This window comes from Winogradskyella eckloniae, assembly GCF_013249045.1.
Lineage (GTDB): Bacteria > Bacteroidota > Bacteroidia > Flavobacteriales > Flavobacteriaceae > Winogradskyella > Winogradskyella eckloniae.
This window is the reverse complement of sequence record NZ_JABRWP010000001.1, coordinates 251,057-267,412: the sequence shown is the minus strand read 5'-3', so window position 1 is coordinate 267,412 and position 16,356 is coordinate 251,057. Positions and strand designations below refer to the sequence as shown.

The 16,356-nt window shown below is 32.7% G+C and carries 14 protein-coding genes; 3 read left to right on the top strand and 11 right to left on the bottom strand.

Annotated features, from left to right (window positions below; translation table 11 throughout):
• Positions 1-169 precede the first annotated feature (169 nt).
• Both HNV08_RS01230 and HNV08_RS01225 read left to right on the top strand, forming a co-directional pair.
• Positions 170-3,691: a molybdopterin-dependent oxidoreductase gene (locus tag HNV08_RS01230; protein ID WP_173279292.1), complete on the top strand. Its 3,522-nt coding sequence runs from the start codon at positions 170-172 to the stop codon at positions 3,689-3,691.
• Complete coding sequence (locus HNV08_RS01225; protein WP_173279291.1) at positions 3,688-5,130, top strand: rubredoxin; 1,443 nt, start codon at positions 3,688-3,690, stop codon at positions 5,128-5,130. Before HNV08_RS01230 ends, HNV08_RS01225 begins: the two co-directional genes overlap by 4 nt.
• A 4-nt stretch (positions 5,131-5,134) precedes the next feature.
• Here the strand turns inward: HNV08_RS01225 and moaA are convergent, their stop codons facing one another.
• Genes moaA through HNV08_RS01170 form a run of 11 tightly spaced genes read right to left on the bottom strand, consistent with a single transcriptional unit; the run spans position 5,135 to position 12,980 of the window.
• Entirely contained in the window at positions 5,135-6,142 is a 1,008-nt protein-coding gene (moaA, locus tag HNV08_RS01220; RefSeq protein WP_173279290.1) for a GTP 3',8-cyclase MoaA, read from the bottom strand.
• A 2-nt stretch (positions 6,143-6,144) separates the two neighbouring features.
• Positions 6,145-7,050: a bifunctional molybdenum cofactor biosynthesis protein MoaC/MoaB gene (gene moaCB / locus HNV08_RS01215; RefSeq protein ID WP_173279289.1), complete on the bottom strand. Its 906-nt coding sequence runs from the start codon at positions 7,048-7,050 to the stop codon at positions 6,145-6,147.
• Positions 7,051-7,062: 12 nt separating this feature from the next.
• Positions 7,063-7,494: a molybdenum cofactor biosynthesis protein MoaE gene (locus HNV08_RS01210; protein ID WP_173279288.1), complete on the bottom strand. Its 432-nt coding sequence runs from the start codon at positions 7,492-7,494 to the stop codon at positions 7,063-7,065.
• Positions 7,475-8,527 (bottom strand): HesA/MoeB/ThiF family protein, encoded by a 1,053-nt coding sequence (locus HNV08_RS01205; protein ID WP_173279287.1) that lies wholly within the window; start codon positions 8,525-8,527, stop codon positions 7,475-7,477. The genes HNV08_RS01210 and HNV08_RS01205 overlap by 20 nt, the downstream gene beginning before the upstream one ends.
• Positions 8,528-8,529: 2 nt before the next feature.
• Entirely contained in the window at positions 8,530-8,766 is a 237-nt protein-coding gene (locus HNV08_RS01200) for a MoaD/ThiS family protein (protein ID WP_173279286.1), read from the bottom strand.
• 1 nt (position 8,767) lies between these two features.
• Complete coding sequence (locus HNV08_RS01195) at positions 8,768-9,352, bottom strand: precorrin-2 dehydrogenase/sirohydrochlorin ferrochelatase family protein (protein ID WP_173279285.1); 585 nt, start codon at positions 9,350-9,352, stop codon at positions 8,768-8,770.
• Between the two features lies 1 nt (position 9,353).
• Positions 9,354-10,157, bottom strand: a complete 804-nt coding sequence (gene cobA / locus HNV08_RS01190; protein ID WP_173279284.1) for a uroporphyrinogen-III C-methyltransferase — start codon at positions 10,155-10,157, stop codon at positions 9,354-9,356.
• The gene (locus HNV08_RS01185) at positions 10,157-10,735 is read right to left on the bottom strand and encodes a molybdenum cofactor guanylyltransferase (RefSeq protein WP_173279283.1); all 579 of its coding nucleotides are present in this window, start codon (positions 10,733-10,735) and stop codon (positions 10,157-10,159) included. The genes cobA and HNV08_RS01185 overlap by 1 nt, the downstream gene beginning before the upstream one ends.
• Entirely contained in the window at positions 10,736-11,479 is a 744-nt protein-coding gene (locus tag HNV08_RS01180; protein WP_173279282.1) for a sulfite exporter TauE/SafE family protein, read from the bottom strand.
• Positions 11,476-11,805, bottom strand: coding sequence for a winged helix-turn-helix domain-containing protein (locus tag HNV08_RS01175; protein ID WP_194241957.1), 330 nt, complete (start codon positions 11,803-11,805; stop codon positions 11,476-11,478). The genes HNV08_RS01180 and HNV08_RS01175 overlap by 4 nt, the downstream gene beginning before the upstream one ends.
• On the bottom strand, positions 11,805-12,980 hold the full coding sequence (locus tag HNV08_RS01170) for a molybdopterin molybdotransferase MoeA (RefSeq protein ID WP_173279281.1): 1,176 nt from the start codon (positions 12,978-12,980) through the stop codon (positions 11,805-11,807). Before HNV08_RS01170 ends, HNV08_RS01175 begins: the two co-directional genes overlap by 1 nt.
• A gap of 364 nt (positions 12,981-13,344) precedes the next feature.
• On the opposite strand from HNV08_RS01170, the gene HNV08_RS01165 reads away from it, so the two are divergent.
• Positions 13,345-16,155, top strand: coding sequence for a helix-turn-helix and ligand-binding sensor domain-containing protein (locus HNV08_RS01165; RefSeq protein ID WP_173279280.1), 2,811 nt, complete (start codon positions 13,345-13,347; stop codon positions 16,153-16,155).
• The last annotated feature ends 201 nt before the right edge of the window (positions 16,156-16,356 follow it).

The window sequence follows — 16,356 nt, the reverse complement described above, 5'->3', positions numbered from 1 at the left end:
ATTCGATTTAAAATACCTAGTTTTTAATAAAAAATTACGTATAAATACGTATTTTTATAAATATAAACTCAATTAAGACACCACTTACAACTACGATAATACGTGTCACTATTGAATTTTATCAACAGAACGCATTTAATAGATAAGTTCTCATTAAAAATTAAGTCTCGTGCAGCAAAAACAAATAAAAACCACGTGTTCATATTGTGGAGTTGGTTGTGGAATCATTGTTAAAAAAGATATTAACGACAACATCACTGTAGAAGGTGACAAAGAACATCCAGTAAACAAAGGGATGTTATGCTCTAAAGGCATGAACCTTCACTACGTTGCAAAAGATACTTCAGATAGACTATTATACCCACAAATGCGATGGAGTCGCTCACATCCTTACGAGCGTGTATCTTGGGACAGCGCACTTAATAGAGCTGCTGGAGTTTTTAAATCTATCATTAACAAATACGGACCCGATAGTGTAGGTTTTTACGTATCTGGTCAATGCCTTACAGAAGAATACTATATTGCTAACAAACTAACCAAAGGATTCTTAGGCACCAATAACATTGACACTAACTCTAGATTGTGTATGAGTTCTGCAGTTGTTGGATATAAAAAAGCATTCGGAGAAGACTCCGTACCTATTTCTTACGAAGATATTGAATTGGCAGATTGCTTTTTCATCACAGGAGCAAACCCTGCATATTGTCACCCTATTCTTTTTAGACGCTTAGAAATGCATAAGGAAAACAATCCTGATGTTAAAATTATCGTTGTAGATCCCAGAAAAACAGATACGGCTAACTCTGCTGACTTACACCTTCAAATTATTCCTGGAACTGACATTGTATTGAACAATGCCATAGGAAGACGTCTTATAGAAAGAAAAAAAATTGATAAAAATTTCATTAAAAATCATACTGAAGATTTTGAAAAATACAAAAAACATGTGCAATCTACATCGCTAAAAAAAGCAGCACATATTTGCGGAATAACTGTAGATGAAATAAAAAAAGCCGCCTCAATGATAGGTAATGCCACAGGTTTTATTAGCATGTGGACCATGGGACTTAATCAAAGTGCAATTGGTACGTATAAGAATTTTTCATTAATAAACTTATCACTGATCACTGGCCAAATAGGAAAGCCAGGTTCTGGCCCATTCTCTTTAACTGGTCAGCCTAATGCTATGGGTGGAAGAGAAGTTGGAGGTATGGCAAATTTATTAGCAGTACATAAAGATTTACTTAACGAAAAAGATAGAAATGATGTTGCTGATTTTTGGAATGTAGACAAAATTTCGCCAAATCCAGGATTAACCGCAACCGAAATGTTTGACGCCTTAGAAAGCGGAAAAATGAAAGCTATTTGGATCATATGCACTAATCCAATGGTTAGTATGCCCAATTCTCATCGCATAGAAAAAGCGCTAAAAAACGCAAAATTTGTTGTTGTACAAGATATTTCTAAAAATGCAGATACTGTAGATTACGCTGATTTAGTTTTACCAGCTGCCGCATGGTTAGAAAAAGAAGGCACCATGACCAATTCTGAACGTCGCATTTCATACTTACCAAAAGCACTTGAAGCGCCAGGAGAAGCAAGACCAGATGTTGAAATCTTATGTGATTTTGCTAATAGAATGGATTTTAGGGGCTTTAATTATAATTCTACAAGCGAGATTTATCAAGAATATTGTGCAATGACAAAAGGTTCAAATATTGATATTTCTCATCTTAATTATTCGCGATTAAAAAATGAAGGTACCTTTCAATGGCCAGTACCAACATCTGGACACAAAGGTACACCACGACTTTTTGAGGATAAAAAATTCTATACGCCTTCTCAAAAAGCCATTTTTAATATTCCGGCAACCACAAAAAACACTTCAGATTATCCCAATGTAGAATTTCCGCTGATACTAACAACAGGAAGAATTAGAGACCAGTGGCATACCATGACAAAAACGGGTAAGGTTTCAAGATTAAAAACCCACTACTCTAGTCCTGTTTTAGAAATCAACAATGCAGATGCCTATGTCAATAAAATAAAAGATGGTGATGTTGTTGAGGTAAAAAGCGAAAATGGCGTTGTTAGAGTACGCGCTAAACTTACTAATAATGTTAGGCTTGGCGTAGTGTTTTTACCTATGCATTGGGGAAAACAATTACAAAGCGACCTAAATCGAGCAAACAATTTAACGAACACCCTTATAGATCCTATATCTAAAGAACCAGACTTTAAATACACACGCGTTTCCGTTTCAAAATACAAAAAGCAAGAAGAAAAAATTATTGTGGTTGGTGCTGGAGCTGCAGCTTTTAGATTTGTACAAAACTATCGCGACCACAATGAAGACGATAAAATTAGTGTATTCTCAAAAGAAGACAATCCTTTTTACAACCGTGTTTTACTACCAGAATATGTTACTGAAGAATTAACTTGGGAGCAACTTCAAAAAATAAAAGACCTAGAGCTAGAAAAACTAAAGATAGATTTATTTGGCAACACATTTATTGTAGACATTGATAAGGAAAATAAAATTGCCATTGATAATAAAGGTAATAAACACACTTATGACAAGCTAATATTAGCAACTGGAAGTCGCGCATTTGTACCCAACGATGTACAATTAGATTTACCTGGTAGGTTTACACTTAGAAGTAAAACAGATGCCGACCGATTTAAATCATACTTAAATGCAACGCAACTACCCGTTAACGAACAACACGTAACAATTGTTGGAGGAGGACTTTTAGGGCTAGAACTTGCTGCAGCTTTAAAGCATAAAAACATTAACATTACAATCATTCAAAGAGGATCAAGATTAATGGAAAGACAGCTTGATCAACTTTCTAGTAAATTACTTGCGATGCATGTGCAAGAACTAGGTATACAAGTTTATTTTTCTAACGAAGTTAGCACTGTTTTTAACGATGAAGACACAGATGAATTAGGCGTAACTTTAAAAAGTGGAAAAGCATTTAAATCTAATGCTATAGTATATGCTATTGGCACAAGACCAAATATAGAAATCGCAAAATCTTCTGGTATTGCTTGTGGTCGAGGCATAAAGGTAAACCAACATTTACAATCTTCAGATCCTAATATTTTTGCGATAGGAGAAATAGCCGAATTCAATAAAACCTTATTAGGTATAACATCAGCCGCAGAAGAACAAGCTGCCATTTTAGCCAATTTTATTTTAGGGGATATTAGTAGCATCTATAAAGGCTCTGTGGCTATGAATATATTAAAATTTAGCGATTTAGACCTGTGTAGTATAGGCAACATATCTGTACCAGAAAACGATCCTAGCTATGAGGAAATCATTTTTACAGATATGAGCAAACGCTATTACAAAAAATGTATCGTTAAAGACGACTTACTGGTTGGTGCTGTTTTGGTCGGTGATAAAAATGAATTTGCAGAATTTAAGGGATTAATTGAAAGTAAGGTTGAACTCTCAAATAAAAGAGACACTTTATTGAGAGGTGCTTCTAATGACAAACCCGTTTTAGGTAAACTTATATGCTCATGTAGTCAAGTAGGTGATGGTAACTTAGCAGAAGCTATAACAAATGGCTGTACTAATTTTACAGATTTATGTAAACAAACAGGTGCTGGTTTAGGTTGTGGCAGCTGTAAAACAGAAGTTAGAGAAATTCTTAATGCGCAAAAGGAATTAGCATGATTAATAGATTAAATCGATTAATAATAAAAGGCGGTGTGTTATCACCAGCAGAATTAAAACTAATTTGCCAATCCGCAGAAGATTTAGGCTCTGATGTTATTTCATTTGGCTCTAGACAAGACATTTTATTTCCAGATGCTTTAAATGATGAAAAAACAAAAACCATAGAAGATTTTCAAATGGTAAATCCGTCAAGAGATCTTTCAGAAAACATTATGTCTTCATACGTCTCTGCAGATATATTTCCTAACACCTCTTGGCTTACAGGCGATCGATACCTTTACGTTTTAGAACAATTTAGAGAAACCCATAATTTAAAAATAAACATTACAGACCCAAAACAACGTTTGGTTCCTTTATTTACTGGTCATCTCAATTTTATTGCATCAGAGCAAGAAGACTATTGGTACCTTTATATTAGATTGCCTTTTTGGAAAAAAATGGAAGTCTATCCTGTTTTAATCTATAGTTGGGATATGGCTAAAGTAGCAACCGTTATAGAAAATCTGATAAAAGAAGAGCCAGAAACTGTAGATATGATTTTTGATTTGGTCAACGACGCCATACAAACCAATAACATTACAATAGACAAACCTTTGCATATACCGTTTCATCCGTTTCCTTATTATGAAGGTATGAACAGAATAGGAAGTGATAAATACTGGCTTGGACTATATTGGCGCAATAATCGATACGATTTAAAATTTTTAAAAGCCATGTGCGATTTGTGTTCAGATTGTAAAATTGGTAAAATATCTATCACACCTTGGAAATCCTTTATTGTAAAAGACATTCCAAGAACCGCCAAATTGCATTGGGAAAAATTTCTTGGTAAACACGGTATCAATGTTAGGCATTCTATGCTAGAGTTAAACTGGCATTTACCTGTAGCCAACGAAAGCGCATTAGAACTAAAAAAGTACCTTGTTAATTATTTTGACACTAATGATATTAGTACTTATGGATTAACTTTTGGTATAACCGAATACGCAAAAAAAGCATATTATTTTACCTCTATTGTTATTGAAAAAAATGCTCCTCCTACGGGTTTAAAAGATTTTAAAATTAGAGACACGTATAACTTATTATACGCTAAAAATTTCGACCCAAACACAAGAGAATATATTGTGCATGTACAAGAGGTTGATAAAGCAGAATTGCCAAGTTTACTTTTAGAACTCAGTCGTTTGTATTTTGAACAATTAGGCTCCGAAAGCAACGCACTAGAACCGCTTGAAGTGGAAGAAGAAGAAATTGAATACGAAGTTTACCAATGTAAAGATTGTTTAACGGTATATAACCAATCGTATGGCGACATTACCCAAAACATTGAACCCAACACTACTTTTGAAGATTTAAGCGACAACTATGTGTGTTCACTTTGTGAGGCGCCTAAATCTAATTTTGAAAAGAAAACCTTTACCAAAAAGCTTAGTTAAATAACTATCCTCCAATAGTAATCATACTTCTATTATTAGAGTGTTGTTTTGGGTCGTTTAGTTGCTCAAAACTGTTCATTCCGCCTCGTTTTGGAAGCTTTTTATAAATGGCTTTTGCGATATAATCTTCAATAGATTCTTGGTTTCTTAAAGCCGTTAAAATATCCGTTTCATTATTAGAAAATAGGCAATTTTTAACTTTACCATTGGCTGTTAAACGAATTCTATTGCAACCATCACAAAAAGGATTACTCACAGAACTAATGATTCCGAATTCGCCTTTATGACCAGAAATTTTATAATCTCTAGATGTAAAGTTGTTTTCATTTTCAAGCTTTATTAAATTCTCAGCTCCAAAATGATTTGTGGTTTGTTCTAAGATATCTTGTTGTGTAACCAGTTTTGATTTATTCCAGTTATTACCATCAAAAGGCATAAATTCTATAAACCGGATTGAAATTGGTAACGCTTTCGTCAAAGCAATAAAATCAATAATTTCATTATCATTAAAACCTTTAATTAAAACAATATTTAGCTTTACTTTAAAACCATTTTCAATTAACAAATGAATATTATCGTAGGCTTTAGCAAATTGATTTCGTCTTGTGATATGATTAAATTTTTCAGCATCTAAAGTATCTAAACTTACATTGATGTTTTTTAAGCCATAGGTTTTAAAATCGTCAATAAATCGGTCAACTAAAATTCCGTTTGTAGTAATGGAAAGGGTTGTTTTTAGTGATGACAAACGTTTCAAAATAGCTTTAAAATCTTTCCTCACTAAAGGTTCGCCTCCTGTTAGTCGAATCTTATCTACACCATTTGCCACAAAAACTTTCGCGATTTCATAAACCTCATCTGCATTCATTAAATGCTGTCTTGGTGTCAATTGCACACCTTCAGATGGCATACAATACGTGCAACGCAAATTGCATTTTTCGGTCAATGAGATTCTAAGGTAGTTGTGTGTTCTACCTAAAGTATCTGTTAAAATGGTGTTTGGTTTTTGCATTATTAATGTTGCTGACCTTTTAGTATTTTAAAAACATGTGTTAAATGTGGAAACACAGCATCCATAGATTCTTTGGCGCCATTTGTTGAACCTGGTAATGCCAATATTAAACTGTCTCCAATAGTACCGCAAACACTTCTAGACAACATGGCATAAGGCATTCGGTCTTGTCCGTAACTTCTAATGGCTTCTTCTACACCAGGAATTCGTCGTTCTAAAATTGGCTCTAAAGCTTCAGGCGTAACGTCTCTGAATGATAAGCCCGTTCCACCTGTAAAGATGACTAAATTAGAAGTTTCAGAATACAACATGGCTTTGTTTCTAATGGCTTCTATTTCATCTGGAATGATATCATAATTACTAATTTCAATGTCACTTTGCTTCAATTTTTCAATGATAGCTTTTCCTGCAAAATCTTCTTTTTTACCCTCGGAAATAGAATCCGAACACACAATAACACTCGCTATTAATTGTGAACGATGCTTGGTTTTAAAACTACTTTTTCCACCGCGTTTTTCAACTAATCGTATGTTTCCTATTTCAATCTGTTTGTCAATAGGCTTCAACATATCGTACATGGTTAAGGCCACAACAGAAGCACCATGCATGGCTTCTACTTCCACACCAGTTTTATAAATGGTTTTTATGGTTAAGTTGATTTTTACTTCTAAACCTTCAATTTTATAGGTAATTGCCGTGTATTCAATCGGTAACGGATGACAATCTGGAATCACATTGTGCGTGGTTTTTACAGCAAATAAACCAGCTGTTTTTGCCATCTCAAACACATTGCCTTTTGGTACTGTATTATTTTGAAGCGCATCAATAGTTTCTTGCTTGCTCACTTTTACAGTGGCTTCTGCTGTTGCCACACGAAGTGTTTTGATTTTGTGCGTAATATCTACCATAACTCTACTTCTTTAAACTTTATTAACCTTCCATTGGTGCGATTCATCTTCAAAAATTTCCTTTCCAAATATGGGCACTTTCTTTTTTACAATATTGACTAAATACTCTGTAGCTGCATACACTTCTTTACTGTGTTTTGCCGAAACGAAAACGAAAAAACAGACTTCGCCAGCTTTAATTTCTCCCAAACTATGGTAAATATGCATGCATGTTAAGTTGAATGTCTTAAACGCTTTTTCTCTAATATCATCTAAAATAGGATGCGCCATCTCTTCGTAACACGTAAAGTCTATTCCTGCAACGGTTTTATCATTTATGACGTCTGCTCGCACTTGTCCTAAAAAAATATTGTGTGCACCAATGCTGTGTTTAGTTTGATGTTTTTCTATAGAATTAGCTATGAATTCTGGTGTAATTGGTCCGTTAATAAATACTTTTTTCATTGTTGATGTTTTGTTGCATTGAAATTACACCACCTTCAATATTTTTTACATTTTGAAATTGATGCTTTTTCAATAATTTAATGGCTTCTAAACTGCGTTTTCCGCTTTGGCAGTAAACTGCATAGTTTTCGTTTTTATTTAGATTTTTAATCTTCGTTTCTAGAGTTGATAAAGGCATTTGCACACCATTTGGCAGTTCTAATTTTGGTGTTTCGTGCAATTCTCTAACATCTATAAAAATAAGGTTCTGAGAAATGGCTTCATTAATACAAACCGCTTCTATTTTATGTGTTTTATATTCTGAATTAAAAAAGGCTTCATCAATATTTATGGTTTCAGATTTTTTGAAATTGATACTATTCTGAGTATTATTTAAGGTGTTATACACCAATAATTTTCCAGATAAAACGTCACCTGTTTCTAAAATCATTTTGATGACTTCATTCGCTTGAAGCATACCAATTAAACCAACAGTTGTTCCTAAAACACCAGCAGTTTCGCAATTGGTTACTTTAGCTTTATCGTTTTTAAAAAGACAACGATAAGTTGGTCCATTTTTATAATTGAAGACCGAAACCTGACCTTCAAACCTATAAATAGAACCGTAAACAAAGGGTTTATTGGTAATTATACACGCATCATTAATTAAATAGCGCGTGTGTATGCTGTCTGTGGCATCGATTATAATATCGTAGTTTTTAAAAAGCTCTAAGGCATTGTCTCCAGATAAATAGTAATTATAAATTTTAATATTGACATTAGAATTTAAAGCTTCTAATTGTTGTTTTGCAACAACAACTTTTTGCTGATTAAGAGACGTTTCTGTATATAATATTTGACGTTGTAAATTGGTTTCTTCAATGCTGTCTCCATCGATAATTCCGATGTTTTCAATACCAGAAGCGGCTAAATACGGCAAAATAGCGCAACCCAAACCACCAGCACCAACCACTAAAATTTTAGTATCTTTTAGTTTTTGCTGACCTGTTTTACCAACTTGTGGTAATTGTATTTGTCTATTGTAGCGTTCCAAAATTATCCTCCTGCAAATGGTGGCAACAATGCAATTTCATCGTTATCACTCAATTTAATTGTACTATCTCTATCTACTAAATTCTGATTTAATGCTACAGAAACATCAAACTGATTGAGGTTGTATTTTTCATTTAAAAGCGCCAAACAATCTGAAACTTTTAAATCTGAAACCGCAATTTGCTCTTCATTACAATTTGTTACCTCTGCAATTGCTCCAAAATATTTTATTACAGCCATATTATTTCTTTTTATTAACCAAGGCTCTCGTTACCTGATTCATTTTTTCTACTTTTTCTTCAAAATTGCCTTTAATGGTTTTTCTAAATTCGTTAAGATTAAGAACCATTTCATTAACATCTTCTGGAATGACATCTTCTAAAAATTGTCGAATTCGTTTTGCCGTAGTTGGCGATTTTCCGTTGGTTGAAATCGCAATTTTTACGTGTCCTTTAGTGACAATGCCTCCTAAGTAATAATCACATTGTTCTGGTGTATCTGCAATATTTACCAATAAATATTTGGCTTTAGCTTCTCTGTTTATTTGCAAATTCACATCGAGATTATCGGTACAACCAATAACCATATGACGTTTTTCTAAATCTGAAATGTCATAAGCTTTTTGCGTTAATTTTACAGTTGGATGCTTCTCAGCAAGGTCAACCAGCTCCTTTAAAAACGCTATAGAAATGACTTCTACGTTGGCATTTGGGCTCGATTTTAAAAGAAAAGATAATTTCTCTAAACCTACATTTCCGCCACCTACAATTAAGACATTTAGCTCGTGTACTTTTACAAATATTGGGTATAACTCGTTACGTTCCATATTATGGATTTATATTTAAATTTTGATAGATAAAATCGTCGTCCATAAACGATTCTTTAAAATAAGTTAATGCACTTTTATGACCATTAACCACATTGCCAATGATAATAATTGCAGGACTTGTTAATTGCCTCTCTTCTACAATAGCCTCAATAGTATTTATGGTACCAACACCAGAATTTTCGTCTGTTTTTGTACCATCTTGAATGACTGCAATGGGTAAATTCTCGCGATTGTTTTGCTTATAAATGGAAACAATCTCAGCTAGTTTTCCCATTCCCATTAAAATAACTACAGTAGCCGAAGATTTAGCGGCAAATTTTACGTCTTCAGACAGTTTTCTACTAGATGTAGTGCCTGTAATAACCCAAAAACTTTCGGTAACCGTTCGTTGTGTTACAGGAATACCAATGGCAGCAGGAACAGCAATTGCAGACGTGATTCCTGGAATAATTGCGGTTCTTATACCAAAGGTTTCTAAGTAATCGGTTTCTTCTTTTCCTCTGCCAAAGACAAATGGGTCGCCACCTTTTAACCGAACAATGTATTCGTATTTTTCAGCGTATTCTACTAACAAATCATTGATTTCATCTTGCGAATAAGCATGTGCACCTTTACGTTTGCCAACAAACAATTTAACCGCATTTGGTGCATGCTCTAAAATAGTTTCGTTTACCAAAGCATCGTACAAAACAGCTTTAGCTTTGTTGAGCGCTTTAACGGCTTTTAGTGTTAGCAATTCTGGGTCTCCTGGTCCAGCGCCAACCAATACAACCTTAGGTCTTTTTTGTGTGTGTTCTGTCATTATTTTAATTGGCTTAAAGCTGTTAATTCTTCTTTTGTATTTATGTTTTTTACGGCTAATTTAGCTTCAGGTTTAATCTGAATAGTTTTATAATCCGTCGTTTTTATAAGGTCTAAAAGCTTTAGTTTATTTTCTAAAATTGCCGCCTTAAAAAGTGACGTTATTTGTTTTGAATACATTCCGATTAATGGATAATGGCTTTCATCATCTTTTAAATAGGAAATGGAATGGCTTCGAAAATTTTGTAGCAAATACGTATTTAAAACAGCCGTTTTTATGTTTGGGATATCACAACTTAAAATCAGATTGAATTCGTTTGCTGAATGGTTTAATGCCGAATAAATGCCTCCAACAGGTCCTTTGTTTTCGTAAATATCTGCAACTAAAGGATATCCAAATTGTTTATATTCTTCGTTTTTTGTGACTAGAACTATACTTTCACTAATAGAAAGAACAGCTTCTATAATATGTGCTACAAATGGTTTGTTTTTATACAAAACAAGTCCCTTTTCTTCTTGCATACGTGAGCTTAATCCACCACATAAAATATAAACTGATATGTTATTTTTAGTACTCATTTATATCAATGTCAGTTTAAAACAAGCGATTAATAATACAACGGCAAGTATGTTTCTTAAAACTGTATTTGGGATTTTATGACTACCATAAACAGCACCTAAAAACCCTCCAATAAGTGCAATTGGAATTAATTTGAAGGATGCTACTGAAATGGAATGATTAAACGCATAACCAGAAATGCCTGCAACGGAATTCACAAAAATAAAGAGTGCCGAAACTGCTGCAGCCTCTTTCATGTTTCCCCAACCTAAAAGGATGATAATTGGACTTAAAATAATGCCGCCTCCTATACCTATCATTCCTGAAAATAAGCCAATAAAAAAACCAATTCCTAAGGCGAAAGGGATTTTAAATTCAACTTTAATGGTTCTACTTTCTTCAGACGCAAACACAATTCTGAAGATAGCAACTAATAAAAAAACAGCTAAGATTATTTTATACACTTGCGCATCAATTGTAATATAACCTCCTAAAAATGCAGCAGGAATAGATGCAGCTGCAAAAGGATAAAATAGTTTCCACTTAAAATGATTGTGCTTTTTAAAGTACCAAAATGAGATTCCGGAAATAAAAATATTTAAGATTAAAGCAGTCGGTTTTATATAATCTACAGGAAACGAAAACGCTGCCATTAAAGCGATATAACCACTTGCACCTCCATGGCCAACACTTGCGTATAGAAATGCTATGCCAATTAAAGCAATAGAGAAAATGACCCATATTTCTGTAGGCATTATGTTCATAATTCTAATTTCTTGTATTCAGCTTCTAAAAAATTAATACAGTTTTGGTTTAAGGTTTCAAATTGAAGAATTAACGATTTTCCATAGTCTGTAACCTGAGTTCCGCCTCCATTTTTACCTCCAATATTTTTTACTAAAACGGGTTGTTCTGCTAGAGTTTCAATCTCATTGAGTAGATTCCATGCTTTTTTATAAGACATTTTTAAAGTTTTTGCTGCTGCACTTATTGAGGCAGTTTTATCAACTTGCTTCAATAAATTTATACGCCCAAAACCAATAAAGGGTTTGCCTTCTTTCTCTATCCAAAGTCTCGATTTTATTTCCATTATACGTCTAGTTTTATACAGGTAACCTCATCTCCTAAGTTAATTTCAGCTGTTTCAGAATCGACACAAATCAACACATTGCTCATTGCATAAGTGTATAACATCGCTGAACTCTGACCTTGAAGTATCTCAACACATTCGCCTTCTAGATAAGCTTTGAGAAACAGCGTTTTTTGAGATGGATTTTTTATCGCTGACTTACTTTTTGCTATTACCTTTTGTAAGTGATTATACTTATAACCACACATTTTTCTTAGTAATGGAAGCGCATAGATATAGTAACAGGTCAACGCAGAAGCCGGATTTCCTGGTAATGCAAATACATAAGTGTCTTGTTTTTTACCAAACCACAATGGTTTGCCTGGTTTTTGGTTGATTTTGTAAAATAATTCTTCAACGTCGTTTTCTAATAAGGCTTCTTTTACAAAATCGTAATCTCCAACTGAAATTCCACCAGAAACTAAAAGGATGTCATTTTCTTCTAAAGCATTTTTTATACTTGTTTTAGTTGCTTGGTAATCGTCTTTTACAGCGATGATTTCAATCGTTTTTATTCCGGCTTGTTGTAAGGCTGATTTTAGCATTACGGAATTGCTTTCGTATATTTTTCCGATTTCTAAATCTGTTCCTGGTTGTTGTAATTCGTTACCAGTCACTAAAATTGCGACGCTTGGTGTTTTATAAACCGAAACAGTGGTTATACCTAAACAGGCTAAAAAACCTATAGCTGCTTCATTAAGTTTTGTGCCTTTTTTTAAAGCTAAATCTCCTGTTTTAATTTGCTCGCCAGTCTTACGAATATTAGCAAATTGCGAAGGCATTTTTTGAATTTGTATAGATGTATCTACACGCTCCACATGTTCTTGCATAATAACCGTATCTGCATGGTCTGGCACTAAGGCACCTGTAAAAATCCGAACTGCTTCCGTTGGTTTTAGTGTATAATTTTTAGAATCGCCTGCTTTAGATTCGTCCACAACCGTATATGTTTCTGCTTCTGAATATTGAATAGCGTAACCATCCATAGCAGATTGTCTAAATGGTGGCATGTTTATAGGCGAAAACACATCTTCAAACAAAACCAAATTTAATGCATCTTGAAGCTGCACTTCTTCAAAAGAAAAAGTATTCGGAAAACTATCAATTATATCTAATGCTTGTTGAACTGAAATCATGCTAATGCGAGCGTTATATCTAATCAAATATAACGAAGGCAATCCGTTTTAAAAACTTCTACTTTGATTTTTATTTAGAAATGAAATTGAAGCTGTAAATTTTATATTATTATAATTTCATTTCCAATATTTTAAGAATTCTAACAAGAATTACTGCAACCATGTCTTTGATGGCATTCAATTTATGTCTTTTAAAAATTAAAAAATAACTAAGGACTATAATTTAATAGATGGTTTTAAATTGTTAATTTTAAAGACTATTTTTTACCTAAAGTAATAGTATAAATAATGAGTCGCCTTAATTGTTGCTTTCGTTCATGGCCTAATTAAAACACTATATTAATAACATTGATTTCCCTAAAAATTGAGAAAAACAGTATACATATTATCCTTTTTTATATTGTTTTTAACGCAAGCTTATGGTCAATTCTCACCAAATGCGCATAATTATACCATAGCCGAATACAAAGCTGGAAATCAAAATTGGGATATAATAAGAGCAGATGACGGTAATGTTTTTGTGGCAAATCACAATGGCTTATTGGCTTATGATGGTATCTATTGGAAGTTTTATCAATTACCAAATAAAACAACAATACGTTCTGTTTTTACAGATCAAGGTATTGTATTTACAGGCTCTTATGAAGAGTTTGGTTATTGGAAAAAAGACGACTTTGGTAATTTAATATACAATTCTCTAAGCGAAAAAATAAAATCTCAAATTTCACCAAACGAAGAGATCTGGCAAATTGTGAAATTTCAAGATAAAATTGTGTTTCGTTCATTTTTAAACATCTATATCTATGATTTTAATAGTGTCCTTCAATTAAGTCCTAAAAGTGCTATTATCTCTAGTAATGTTATTGACAACAAACTCTACATCTGCACCTTAAATAAAGGAATATTTTCGTTAGAAAATAATGCTTTAAAACCCTTTTTTTTTGATTCAGTACTTCGTGACACAAAAATAGTTTCACTTACAAATTACAAAGACAACTTACTTTTATTGACCTCACTAAAGGGCAGTTATTTTCTAAAGAATAATGAGCTAAAACCTACAGGGTTTAAAATAGATGAAGAAATAAAACACCATCAACTTAACAAGTTTTCGCAATTATTAAATGGCGATATGGTTTTTGGAACCATAAAAGATGGCTTGTTTTTAACAGACCACCAAGGCAACAAAAAATTTCATGTTAGTAAAGAAAACGGACTACTTAATAATACCGTTTTAGGGCAATATATAGATAAATCTAATAATTTATGGTTGGGATTAGATAACGGAATATCTAAAATAAACCTAGACAGCCAACATTATTTTTTCAATGACCAAACAGGTAAACTTGGAGCTGTGTATGATGTTGTAAAATATAAAGACCAAATTTACATAGGTAGTAATACTGGACTTTTTAGAATAAATGAAAATGACAAACTACATTTTATAGAAGGTTCACAAGGACAGGTTTGGGACTTAAAAATAATTGAAGATCAACTTTTCTGTGGTCATAATGAAGGTACCTTTATTGTTGATGAGGATAAATTAACGTTAATTTCTAGTTATACAGGAGGATGGACTATTAAAAAATTACCAGAAAAAAAACACACCTATATACAAGGTACATATTCTGGTTTAGTAAAGTTTGAAAAAATTGAAGGTACTTGGAAGGTTAAACATCTTGGAGAAACTACAATACCTGCTCGTTTTTTAGTTTTTGAAAACCCGACAACCGCTTGGGTTGCTCATGCAACAAAAGGTGTATCTAAAATTACTTTTGATGAGAATTTTGGTTCTATAACCTCAGTTAAAACGTACCAAAATAAAGGTCTCAGTTCTAATTACAATGTACGTGTTTATAATATACGTAATAATATCAGTTTTAAAACTAACGAAGGATGGCAACGCTATGAACCTATTTTAGATTCTATAATTCCGTATGATTTGTTAAATCAAAGACTCGGTAAGAATAGTTATATTATTTCTGGAGATGACACTAATCTCATTGCCCTAAAATATAAAGATGGATTTATAAAATTTACATCTTTTAATGATTCACATAAAGACTTTTTTTTAAACGATGTTTTTCTTAAAAACAGATTTATAGTTGGCTATGAAAATATATCTAAACTTAGCGATTCCATCTATGCCTTAAATCTTGATAACGGTTTTATGGTGATAAATAGAACATTAAGCACCGACATTAAATTATATAAACCCAAATTAGAGTCTATACATATTAGTGGGAATCCGGCCGTTACACGAGATGCAATAACTCAAGGATTGGGATTCAATTTTAAAGAACGTTTAACCCTAGAATTATCATCTTCACAATCTTTAAATCACCATTTTGAATATATAGTGTCACCCGAAAACGAACATATTACGGACAGTTTGTGGTATAACATAGATGGAAATAAAATAGAACTAACCAACCTAACAGATGGCAACTACAATATGCTGTTAAGAACGCGTGATAATACAGGTAATGCATCAGCAATTGAATCTATAGCCATTGAAGTTTATCCGCCTTGGTATAGAGATACAATTGGCTATTTATTATATGTGCTATTAGCAGTATTAGTGATCATTATATTCTACTCGCTACACAATAGAAAAATAGCCAAAGAGCAACGTCTTATTAAGATAAAATATCAGAAAGAACAACAAAAATTGCTTCGAGAACAAACTTTAGAGAATGAAAAACGTATCGTACAGCTAAAAAACGAGTCCTTGCAAAATGAAATTAAATTAAAAAGCAAACAGCTCGCTAATAATGCCATGGCCTTAGTTAAGAAAAATGAAACACTTCAAGACATCAAAAAAGACTTAATGGCCAACAAAGAAGGATTTAATAACTACTATTCTTTTAAAAGGATTGTGAAAAAATTAGATAATTCAATTGTATTAAAAGATGAATGGGAAGTTTTTGAAAATAATTTTAGTCAAGTTCACGATGAGTTTTTCGAAACATTAAAAGCCAAACATTCCAAACTTACGTCCAAAGATTTAAAGATTTGTGCCTACATCAAAATGAATCTTTCATCTAAAGAAATTGCTCCACTTATGAATATCTCAGTAAGAGGTATTGAAACTCATCGATATCGATTAAAAAAGAAATTAAATTTAGAAAATGATATTTCTTTGGCAGATTATTTATTAAATATTAAAAATGGATAATAAATAATTGCCTAATTCGTAACTTTTACTACGTCATTTATACGTCATTTTACTATTCACGCGCCATCGAAATCCTTTTTTTTATAGTTTTATATTACGTCAATTAGTGTTTTCTTAACACTTTTTCACCACCACGCAATAGGTATGACGTATTTAAAATGTAAATAGATGATAATAGGTTTTAATATTAGATTATAACTT